This is a genomic window from Pseudomonas fluorescens (assembly GCF_902497745.1).
GTDB lineage: Bacteria > Pseudomonadota > Gammaproteobacteria > Pseudomonadales > Pseudomonadaceae > Aquipseudomonas > Aquipseudomonas fluorescens_BM.
On sequence record NZ_CABVHJ010000030.1, the window covers coordinates 29,888 to 39,693 of the forward strand.

General features: G+C 54.5%; 10 protein-coding genes and 2 pseudogenes. 11 read left to right on the plus strand and 1 reads right to left on the minus strand.

All coding sequences use genetic code 11. The features are described from left to right. The gene (locus F8N44_RS29600; protein WP_150652829.1) at positions 1 to 645 is read right to left on the minus strand and encodes a dual specificity protein phosphatase family protein; all 645 of its coding nucleotides are present in this window, start codon (positions 643 to 645) and stop codon (positions 1 to 3) included. Between the two features lie 303 nt (positions 646 to 948). Between F8N44_RS29600 and F8N44_RS29605 the strand changes: the two genes are divergently transcribed. The 11 genes and pseudogenes from F8N44_RS29605 to tnpC all read left to right on the plus strand — a co-directional run. After that, the gene (locus F8N44_RS29605) at positions 949 to 1,695 is read left to right on the plus strand and encodes a gluconate 2-dehydrogenase subunit 3 family protein (protein ID WP_150652830.1); all 747 of its coding nucleotides are present in this window, start codon (positions 949 to 951) and stop codon (positions 1,693 to 1,695) included. A gap of 2 nt (positions 1,696 to 1,697) precedes the next feature. Further along, the gene (locus F8N44_RS29610) at positions 1,698 to 3,482 is read left to right on the plus strand and encodes a GMC family oxidoreductase (RefSeq protein WP_150652831.1); all 1,785 of its coding nucleotides are present in this window, start codon (positions 1,698 to 1,700) and stop codon (positions 3,480 to 3,482) included. 12 nt (positions 3,483 to 3,494) lie between these two features. Then, positions 3,495 to 4,796: a c-type cytochrome gene (locus F8N44_RS29615; protein WP_150652832.1), complete on the plus strand. Its 1,302-nt coding sequence runs from the start codon at positions 3,495 to 3,497 to the stop codon at positions 4,794 to 4,796. A gap of 74 nt (positions 4,797 to 4,870) precedes the next feature. Continuing rightward, a pseudogene (locus F8N44_RS29620) lies at positions 4,871 to 5,104 on the plus strand (radical SAM protein); the annotation flags it as partial. Between the two features lie 105 nt (positions 5,105 to 5,209). After that, the gene (locus F8N44_RS29625) at positions 5,210 to 6,100 is read left to right on the plus strand and encodes a hypothetical protein (protein ID WP_150652833.1); all 891 of its coding nucleotides are present in this window, start codon (positions 5,210 to 5,212) and stop codon (positions 6,098 to 6,100) included. A gap of 8 nt (positions 6,101 to 6,108) precedes the next feature. Next, entirely contained in the window at positions 6,109 to 6,546 is a 438-nt protein-coding gene (locus F8N44_RS29630; RefSeq protein ID WP_150652834.1) for a hypothetical protein, read from the plus strand. Between the two features lie 127 nt (positions 6,547 to 6,673). Further along, complete coding sequence (locus F8N44_RS29635) at positions 6,674 to 7,246, plus strand: hypothetical protein (protein ID WP_150652835.1); 573 nt, start codon at positions 6,674 to 6,676, stop codon at positions 7,244 to 7,246. 41 nt (positions 7,247 to 7,287) lie between these two features. Beyond that, positions 7,288 to 7,551, plus strand: coding sequence for a hypothetical protein (locus tag F8N44_RS29640; protein WP_150652836.1), 264 nt, complete (start codon positions 7,288 to 7,290; stop codon positions 7,549 to 7,551). 332 nt (positions 7,552 to 7,883) lie between these two features. Beyond that, positions 7,884 to 8,369 (plus strand): annotated as a pseudogene (locus tag F8N44_RS29645) (radical SAM protein); the annotation flags it as partial. A gap of 78 nt (positions 8,370 to 8,447) precedes the next feature. Continuing rightward, a complete protein-coding gene (gene tnpB, locus F8N44_RS29650) occupies positions 8,448 to 8,807 on the plus strand; it encodes an IS66 family insertion sequence element accessory protein TnpB (protein WP_224794724.1) in 360 nt (119 codons plus the stop codon). An 18-nt stretch (positions 8,808 to 8,825) separates the two neighbouring features. Further along, on the plus strand, positions 8,826 to 9,806 hold a 981-nt coding region (gene tnpC, locus F8N44_RS29655; RefSeq protein ID WP_150652837.1), incomplete at its 3' end, for an IS66 family transposase.

Sequence of the window (9,806 nt, forward strand, 5' to 3'; positions counted from 1 at the left end):
TCACTCGACGTGGGCGGACTGAAACCAGCTCTTCATCGAGCAGGTAGCGAACGCGCTGGTGCTGCAATCGCCATTGGCCAGCGCGGTGCGCAGCTTGTCGACATCGGCCTGCATCACGTAGCGCACGCTGTCGCGGAAGTGCCCGCTCTCACCAAAACCGCCTTGGGTCATCTCGCTCAAGGCGTCCTCTTTGCTCCAGCCCTGCACCACCACGCGGTACATCGCGGCCATCAGGCCGGTGCGATCGGAGCCGTGTTTGCAATGCATCAACACCGGACCGTTGGCTTCGGCAGACTGAATAGCCCGCAGGGTCTTGAGCACATCGGCGTCGTCAACGTGATTGGTGCGATAGGGCAGTTGCACCTGATGGATGCCGGGGTCGGACAACCAATTGCTGTCCGCTTCCGGAAGAAAGTTGATCACCGTGGCAACCTTGAGATTTTTCAGCAACGGCACGGCGCCGCCATCCGGCAATGCGCTTCGATAGAGCGTCGACGACATCTGGAACAGGTTGTATTGCACTTCAACTGGTTGCGCCCATTCAGGCGGGCGAACCGTCGATGCCGTCTCCGCCTCGGCCGGCATCCAGGGCAGCAGCGCTAAAAACGATAAACACAAAGCAGGGAAAAAATGCACTCGGGACATGCTGGGGTGACCGTGTCGGGATTCATCGATGAGGGGGAATGCAGCTTCGGCGTTGCGCGGTCAAAGCCCTGTGAGGCGCCTGTCAAAGAAACGTGAATCCGCACGCTTTCCAGCACTACCGTAAAGAAAACCTGTGTTTTTTCCGCTGAATCGCTTCATCTGGAAGCTTAGCCTGCTACCATTTGTCACATCATGTTGCAGACGCGTCCCCTTTTTCCGGGTCAGACCGGATCCGTCGCGACGAAAAATCCTCAAGCCGCTCGCAGAAGCGGCTGTCCCCTAATGCCTGATGAGGTGCACCCCATGTCTGATGAAGATCGAGACAACCCGCGGCGTGAGTTTTTGCGCAAATCCCTGACCTTGATTCCAGTGGTCACCCTGGCCGGCAGCGGTCTGGGCAGCAGCGTCCTGCAAGCAGCCCCCGAAGCCGCACCGGCTGCGCCCGCGCCACAACCGGTTCGTGCTGACGCCAGCGTCTACCAACCGAACTACTTCACCGCCGAAGAATGGGCGTTCATCAATGCCGCCGTCGCGCAACTGATCCCCAACGATGCCCAAGGCCCGGGCGCGCTGGAAGCCGGTGTGCCGGAATACATCGACCGTCAAATGAACACGCCGTATGCCGCCGGCGCCCTTTGGTACATGCAAGGCCCGTTCAATGCCGAGGCTGCGCCGGAGATGGGCTGGCAGAGCAAACTGGTGCCCAAAGAGATCTATCGCCTCGGCATTGCCGCCACGGATCAGTGGGCAAAATCCCTCAACGGTAAAGTATTTGCTGAGCAAGACAGCGCTACCCGAGACGATTTGCTCAAGCAACTTGAAGCCGGCAAACCTCAGTTCGATGCGGTTCCGGCAAAGATTTTCTTCAACCTGCTGCTGCAAAACACCAAGGAAGGGTTCTTCTGCGACCCGATCCACGGTGGCAATAAAGGCATGGTCGGCTGGACCATGATCGGCTTCCCCGGCGCCCGCGCCGATTTCATGGATTGGGTGGAACGCAACGAGCAATACCCCTTCCCGGCAGTTTCGATTCGCGGCGAGAGGGCGTAAGCATGGCAACGGTAATGAAGAAGGTTGACGCAGTCATCGTCGGTTTCGGCTGGACTGGCGCGATCATGGCCAAGGAACTGACCGAAGCGGGCCTCAACGTGCTGGCGCTGGAGCGCGGGCCGATGCAGGACACTTACCCCGACGGCAACTATCCGCAGGTGATCGACGAACTCACCTACAGCGTGCGCAAAAAACTCTTTCAGGACATCTCCAAAGAGACCGTCACCATTCGCCATAGCGTCAACGACATCGCCCTGCCAAACCGCCAGTTGGGCGCGTTCCTGCCGGGCAATGGGGTCGGCGGTGCCGGCCTGCACTGGTCGGGCGTGCACTTCCGGGTCGACCCGATCGAGTTGCGCATGCGCAGCCACTACGAAGAGCGCTACGGCAAAAGCTTTATCCCCAAGGACATGACCATCCAAGACTTCGGCGTCAGCTATGAAGAGCTGGAGCCGTTTTTCGATTTCGCTGAAAAAGTCTTCGGCACTTCGGGTCAGGCGTGGACGGTGAAAGGCCAGCTGGTCGGTCAGGGCAAGGGCGGCAACCCGTACGCGCCTGACCGCTCCAACCCGTTCCCGCTGGAAGCGCAGAAGAATACGGTTTCCGCACAGCTGTTCGGCAAAGCGGCGACAGAAGTCGGTTATAAACCCTACAACCTGCCGTCCGCGAATACGTCGGGGCCGTACACCAACCCTTACGGCGCGCAAATGGGCCCGTGCAACTTCTGCGGTTTCTGCAGCGGTTACGTGTGCTACATGTATTCCAAGGCTTCGCCGAACGTGAATATTCTGCCGGCGCTCAAACCGTTGCCGAATTTCGAGCTGCGGCCTAACTCGCACGTACTGCGGGTCAACCTCGACAGCACGAAATCCAAAGCGACCGGCGTGACCTACATCGACGCTCAGGGTCGCGAGATCGAGCAACCGGCGGATCTGGTGATCCTCGGCGCCTTCCAGTTGCACAACGTGCGTCTGATGCTGCTTTCGGGAATCGGCAAGCCATACGACCCGATCAGCGGCGAAGGCGTGGTCGGGCGTAACTTCGCCTACCAGAACATGGCGACCATCAAGGCGTTCTTCGACAAGGACACCCACACCAACAACTTCATCGGCGCCGGCGGCAACGGCGTGGCGCTGGACGACTTCAACGCCGACAACTTCGATCACGGCCCGCACGGCTTCGTCGGCGGCTCGCCGATGTGGGTCAACCAGGCTGGCAGCCGGCCGATTGCCGGCACCTCGAACCCGCCAGGCACCCCGGCCTGGGGCAGTGACTGGAAACGCGCGACCGCCGATTACTACACCCATCAGGTATCGATGGACGCCCACGGCGCGCATCAGTCCTACCGTGGCAACTACCTCGATCTCGATCCGGTGTACCGCGATGCCTACGGTTTGCCACTGCTGCGGATGACCTTCGACTGGCAGGAAAACGACATCAAGATGAACCGCTTCATGGTCGAGAAAATGGGCAAGGTTGCCGAAGCGATGGGGCCGAAAGCCATCGCTGTGATCGGCAAGAAAGTCGGCGATCACTTCAACACTGCGTCCTACCAGACCACGCACCTTAACGGTGGCGCGATCATGGGCACCGATCCGAAGACCAGCGCGCTGAACCGTTATCTGCAGAGTTGGGACGTACACAACGTCTTCGTGCCGGGTGCCTCGGCATTCCCGCAAGGACTGGGCTACAACCCGACCGGCCTGGTTGCGGCACTGACCTACTGGTCGGCGAAGGCGATCCGCGAGCAGTACCTGAAAAACCCCGGCCCGCTGGTTCAGGCTTAAGGAGCGATGACCATGAAAAATCTCGTTATCGCGACCCTCGCGCTGCTCGGCAGTGCCTCGATCCATGCGGCCGACGTTGATCAAGCTTTGATCAAACAAGGCGAATACCTCGCCCGCGCCGGTGACTGCGTAGCCTGCCACACCGCCAAGGGCGGCAAGCCGTTCGCCGGCGGCCTGCCGATGGAAACGCCGATCGGCACGATTTACTCAACCAACATCACCCCGGATAAAAACGGCGTCGGTGATTACAGCTTCGAGGATTTCGATCAGGCCGTGCGCCATGGCGTCGCCAAAAACGGTAGTACCTTGTACCCGGCGATGCCATATCCGTCCTACGCCCGTGTCAGCGAAACCGACATGCAGGCGCTGTACGCGTACTTCATGCACGGCGTAGAACCGGTGGCGCAAGAGAACAAAGCTAGTGACATTCCGTGGCCACTCAGCATGCGCTGGCCGTTGATGGGCTGGCGCTGGCTGTTTGCGCCGAAGGTCGAGGATTACAAAGCGACGAGTGCCGACCCGGTGATTGATCGTGGTGCGTATCTGGTCGAAGGCCTTGGTCATTGCGGTGCTTGCCATACGCCACGTGCGCTGACCATGCAGGAGAAATCCCTGAGCGCCGCTGACGGTACAAACTTCCTCGCTGGCAGTGCGCCGCTGGAAGGCTGGATCGCCAAAAGCCTGCGCGGTGATCACAAGGACGGTCTGGGCAGTTGGAGCGAGGAGCAACTGGTGCAGTTCCTCAAGACCGGGCGTAGCGATCGCAGCGCGGTGTTCGGCGGCATGAGTGATGTGGTCACCCACAGCATGCAATACATGACCGATGCCGACCTGACGGCGATTGCCCGCTACCTCAAGTCATTGCCGGCCACTGATCCAAACGATCAACCGCATCAGTACGATGAGAAAGCAGCCAAAGCCCTGTGGAACGGGGATGACAGCCAACGTGGCGCTGCTGTGTACATCGACAACTGCGCCGCATGCCACCGTACCGATGGCCACGGCTACACCCGGGTGTTCCCGGCGCTGGCGGGTAATCCGGTGCTGCAATCGGAAGACCCGACGTCGCTGATCCACATCGTGCTAAAGGGCGGCACGTTGCCGGCGACGCACACAGCACCCTCGACCTTCACCATGCCCGGTTTCGCCTGGCGCCTGTCGGATCAGGAAGTGGCGGACGTCGTCAGTTTTATCCGTGGCAGTTGGGGCAACAAAGGTGCGCCGGTGAAGGCTGCCGATGTCGCCGAGCTGCGCAAGGAGGATATGAAGCAAACCTCCAGCGATGACCTCGGTCAGGTGACACAACACAACTGACCGGTCGCCCGACGGCACTAGCCAGATGCGTGACGCCCAGAAACTGTGTGCATATACAGTATCTGGGCGTTTTCATGTCTACTCCATTGCCACCACGCGGACGCGGCACCGCGAACAATCCGCACAACCGCTTCGCCCCGAATCGCTCGGTGGCGGAGAATGACGTCTGGTATCAGGAAGTGCCTGAGACCGAGGGCACCGAGGTGATGATCGAAACGGCGAAAATCATCATTACCCGCAACACCTCGCCGGACCTGCCCTTCGACCGCTCGATCAATCCCTATCGCGGCTGCGAACACGGCTGCATGTGTTCTGTGAAAGGTTCCACGCTTAAAGTGAGTTGGTCATTGTGTCTTGCAGCTAAACCAGTGGACAGGGCACAGTGTGGCCATATGACAGCCTGAGGATGTGGTATGGCGGGGTTAGTAGAAGAGCTACAGGCAGATGCACTCAACGAGTCGGTCCATATCATGGCCCTCATGAGGAAAGCAAAAGCCGTTTCGGTAAAGCTGAATGCTCCGACCATTTCGACATGGATCGATAACGAGTTGGAAGGTTACAGATCGAATGATGACATCCCCAATTATAGGCATGTGAGAGGCACACTTGTTTGTTACAACTATATGAACGGCCACATCCCTCTTTCAATCGACGACGCCCACATTTTAGAAACAGTTACAACTCGGAAAATATCTCAGCCGCTTGGAAAACTATGCGAACACGCTACAAATAATGATCGTATCGTGCTTGCCTTCCCACCAAAGATGGCAGAGTTGCTACTGAGCGGCATGAGATACCGAATGGATCCGGGCTTGCAGATCGAACCTAGCACTTTAAAAAACATAATCTACGGTGTCCGAGATAAAGTATTACAGTTTGCGTTGGAATTAGAAACTCAGGGAATTCATGGAGAAGGTATGGGGTTTTCAAAAGAAGAAAAAGCCGCTGCGGCGACAATCACTTACAATACAATTACAATTGGTAGCATGCAAAATTCGCAAATCCAGCAAGACAGTGATAATTCCAACCAGCACTACGGGACAGCCGAATTCAAAAGAGATTTGGAAAAATTTGTTTCAGAGGTGAAAAGCGATATAGATCAGCTTAGAGAAGATGACGAAGCCAAGCAATCGTTAAGAGCCGATCTTGACACCATCAAAGCACAGCTTAGCTCTTCATCACCGAAGAAGACAATTTTGCGTGAATGCCTTATCTCGACAAGAAACATTCTTGAAGGTGCAGCAGGTGGTGTGCTCACAAACTACGTGCCGTTAGCTACTCAATTAATTGCAGCTTGCAGTTGAGGTGAAGAATGAGTTCTCCATTAGATAAAATTATTAACTGGTTTGAAAGTCTACCACCGGCACAACAAATTGATGTCGCTTTTCTCGTTTCGTCAATGCCGGGTTTAAATGTTGATTCCAGCTCAGATAATATGGCTTCCGATTTTATCAATCAACTCTCGGAACTGAGAGACGGAAAAATTAGAGAACAAGCTTTGATTGTGTGTTTAAAGGCACTTATCGAAAACCTTATTATTTCGCGACGGAGTGACCCGGACGGGTGGAAGAAAACGAAAGCGATGCTTAAACAGCTTGCAAAAGAAAAGGAAAATCCAAGGTTTGCCGAAATGGCCGAACGTAAAGAGTTTGAAGGTGCCCAGTGGGTTAGTAGCTGCAAAAAATGGAATGAGATGGCAAGGATTCACCTGACAAATGAAAAAATAGATTATTGGTTTAATTTTGGCTAGCTATAGCTGGTTGGTATGTCTGCCCATGCTCAACGATAGGTTCCAGTAAAAATTTGTTTGTCTGATGGCCAAGTTATCGATTCTAGCGAATGATCTCACTCGCAATTACCAAATTAAGGAAAATTTTATGTCTTATGTAAAACTTAATCATGATTTCGCTAAATTCATAGATACGGCTTTCTATGCTGAAATCATTCAAAAGGACGACGATGCAGTTTCGGTTTTGAGGTTGCAGCTACTGTGTGAACGTTTTTTGAACGTATATTTAGAAGAACGGATACCGACGGACCAAAGGGATTTCTTCGTAAGTGGAAGGGGTAAGAAAGCTGAATTGTTAAAGTATTTTAACGAAAAAATAAGAACTGCGGTTGCGTTGGGCCTTCCTGTGGAATTAGCCAAATCGCTAAAACACTTGAACGGTATGAGAAATGAGTTTGCCCACAGCTTCGATGCTAAATTAGAGCAAAAAGAGGTTGAGCAATATTTTGAGCTAGTGGATAAGTTTGTAGTTAAAACTGACCAAGCTCACGGGTTTGAAGGGCCTGTATCTCAAGCAGAAGCGGTTTCTGATGGCAAACAAGTAAAAGCAAATGAAAGTCCAAAGATTGGGTTAACAATTGCTACATACTTTTTGATGACCAAAGCGGGCCTATGGTTGGTTAACGATTTGCAGAAACGCGGTCAATTAAAAATAGGGTAACATAACGTTCAGGCTCATATCATTAAACCCTAGGGGGTTGAATGGAAACCGCAGCTTACTCCTTCGTTGGTATATTTTTAGGTGCTATGCTTCAATATATACTTTCTAAGCATTTAGACGGTCAAAAGCATCAGCGTGATTTGAGAACTCAGGCCTACACTGATTATTTAAAAGCTGTCTGTGACACTGCTCTAACTGTTCAACCCCAATCTAATGAAGGTAGAGAAGTAAGAGCACGAATGGCTAATTCAAAGTCACGCATTTGTCTTTATGGTTCTCAAGACACTGTTTACAAAGCTCGCTAGTTTTGAGCGATTAGGGGCAGAACTTAGTAATGATGAACAGCGGAGTAGTTTCGCTAAAATGGTTTCGGCAATGAGAAAAGACTCCAAAGGGAAATCATTAGCCTCTCCACAAGATTTGGAAATAATATTGATGGGCCGTGGTTAATAAATTTTTTTCAGGTCATTTAAAACGCTTGAACTTGTTCAATCGTGAAAAGTGAGCAGATGAAAGATGGCGTGCGGTGGCTCGCCTAGTGCTGCCATCTTCTTGGCGGGTCGATGAAAAGCGAACGTATGGATAACATTTTTTGGTCATTTTTTAATCAACCCAACCGATGAAACGTATAACGTAGCATGTCTACATCTATTGCTACGCACGGCCCAGCCACGCGTAGTGGGACATGTCGCCGAGGCTGGATTTCGAAACGAAGCTGATCGCCAAGACCAACGCCGCCCAGGTGCTGGAAGAACAGCTCGGGAAAAAAGGCTATCAATGCGCGCCGATCAACCTGGGCTCCAATACCGATCCGTATCAGCCGATCGAGCGCGAGCACAAAATCACCCGCCAGACCCTCGAAGTGCTGCTGCGTTATAAGCACCCAGTGACCATCGTCACCAAGGGCTCGCTGATTCTGCGCGACCTCGACCTGCTCACCGAGCTGGCGCAACAACGGCTGGTGGCGGTAATGATCAGCCTGACCACGCTGGACGATGAACTCAAACGCATCCTCGAACCGCGCGCCGCCGCACCCAAAGCTCGGTTACGGGCGATCAGGGTGATGCGCGAAGCGGGGATTCCAGTGGGCGTGCTGTGTTCGCCGATGATTCCGATGGTAAGCGCTCCATGAACCCCACATTCAAAGCGGCCAGATGATCCCGGATGCTGTGCTCCCGATCCCTTCCGGAGCCAGCAACTCATGATGCGACCCGACGCCAAAGTCGAAAAAGTCTATCTCTACCCCAAACCCGTGGACTTCCGAAAATCCATTGATGGTCTGGCCGCGCTGGTCGAATTGGATATCAAGGTCGCCGTGTTCGACCCTGTGCTTTTCGTTTTCCTCAACAAGTCCCGAAACCGCGTGAAGATTTTGTATTGGGAACGCAACGGCTTCTGCCTTTGGCTCAAGCGCCTGGAGTCCGAGCGATTCAAAACATCGCCCGAAGCCCGCGACGAGGCGATTGTCCTGACAGTCCAGGAACTGAACTGGCTACTCGACGGCTTCGACCTCTGGCGCAACCGCCCTCATCAGGTTTTGACGCCTCGATACGTCGCCTGATTCGGTATAATCCGCGGCATGATTTCCATGCCCAAAGACCTTCCTGATGATCCTGTTTTGCTCAGGCAATTGCTTGAGCAAATGATCAGTGAGCGGGCGTCTGACAAAGGCAAGATTGTTCATCTTGAAGAAGAGAACGCGCTGTTGCGCCAAAGATTGTTCGGGCGTAAGTCCGAGCAAACGACTGATCCGGCAACGCCGCAGCTGGCGCTCTTCAATGAAGCAGAAAGTGTTGCAGAGCCTGTCGATGAAGCCTGCGAAGAAGAAGTTGTCGTGCCGACCAAACGTCGCGGCAAACGTAAGCCGCTGCCCACCGACCTGCCCCGAATCGAAGTCATCCATGAACTTCCCGAGCATGAGCTGACGTGTGCCTGCGGCTGCCGTAAACACGCCATCGGCGAGGAGGTCAGCGAACAGCTTGAAATCATCCCGATGCAGATCCGCGTGATCAAGCATGTACGCAAGGTCTATGGCTGCCGCGATTGTGAGTCGGCACCGGTGACGGCGGATAAACCCGCCCAACTGATTGAAAAAAGCATGGCCAGTCCGAGCGTGCTGGCCATGTTGCTGACGACCAAATACGTCGACGGTCTACCGTTTCACCGTTTCGAAAAGGTGCTGGGCCGTCATGGCATCGATATCCCGCGCCAGACCCTGGCCCGCTGGGTCATCCAGTGCGGTGAGCACTTTCAGCCGCTGCTCAATTTGATGCGCGATAGCCTGTTGGCCAGCCGCATCATCCACTGCGATGAAACGCGCGTGCAGGTGCTCAAAGAGCCGGATCGGGAGCCAAGCAGCCAGTCCTGGATGTGGGTGCAAACCGGTGGCCCGCCTGACAAGCCGGTGATCCTTTTTGACTATTCCACCAGCCGGGCGCAGGAGGTGCCGACGCGCCTGCTCGATGGTTATCGCGGCTACGTGATGACTGACGATTATGCTGGTTACAACGCGCTGGGCGCACAGGCCGGGGTTGAGCGTTTGGGCTGCTGGGCGCATGCA

Bases quoted from the DNA above. Each gene is read 5' to 3' on its own strand.
- F8N44_RS29600 (WP_150652829.1), bottom strand. From the start codon at position 645: ATGTCCCGAGTGCATTTTTTCCCTGCTTTGTGTTTATCGTTTTTAGCG.
- F8N44_RS29605 (WP_150652830.1), top strand. From the start codon at position 949: ATGTCTGATGAAGATCGAGACAACCCGCGGCGTGAGTTTTTGCGCAAA.
- F8N44_RS29610 (WP_150652831.1), top strand. From the start codon at position 1,698: ATGGCAACGGTAATGAAGAAGGTTGACGCAGTCATCGTCGGTTTCGGC.
- F8N44_RS29615 (WP_150652832.1), top strand. From the start codon at position 3,495: ATGAAAAATCTCGTTATCGCGACCCTCGCGCTGCTCGGCAGTGCCTCG.
- F8N44_RS29625 (WP_150652833.1), top strand. From the start codon at position 5,210: ATGGCGGGGTTAGTAGAAGAGCTACAGGCAGATGCACTCAACGAGTCG.
- F8N44_RS29630 (WP_150652834.1), top strand. From the start codon at position 6,109: ATGAGTTCTCCATTAGATAAAATTATTAACTGGTTTGAAAGTCTACCA.
- F8N44_RS29635 (WP_150652835.1), top strand. From the start codon at position 6,674: ATGTCTTATGTAAAACTTAATCATGATTTCGCTAAATTCATAGATACG.
- F8N44_RS29640 (WP_150652836.1), top strand. From the start codon at position 7,288: ATGGAAACCGCAGCTTACTCCTTCGTTGGTATATTTTTAGGTGCTATG.
- tnpB (WP_224794724.1), top strand. From the start codon at position 8,448: ATGATGCGACCCGACGCCAAAGTCGAAAAAGTCTATCTCTACCCCAAA.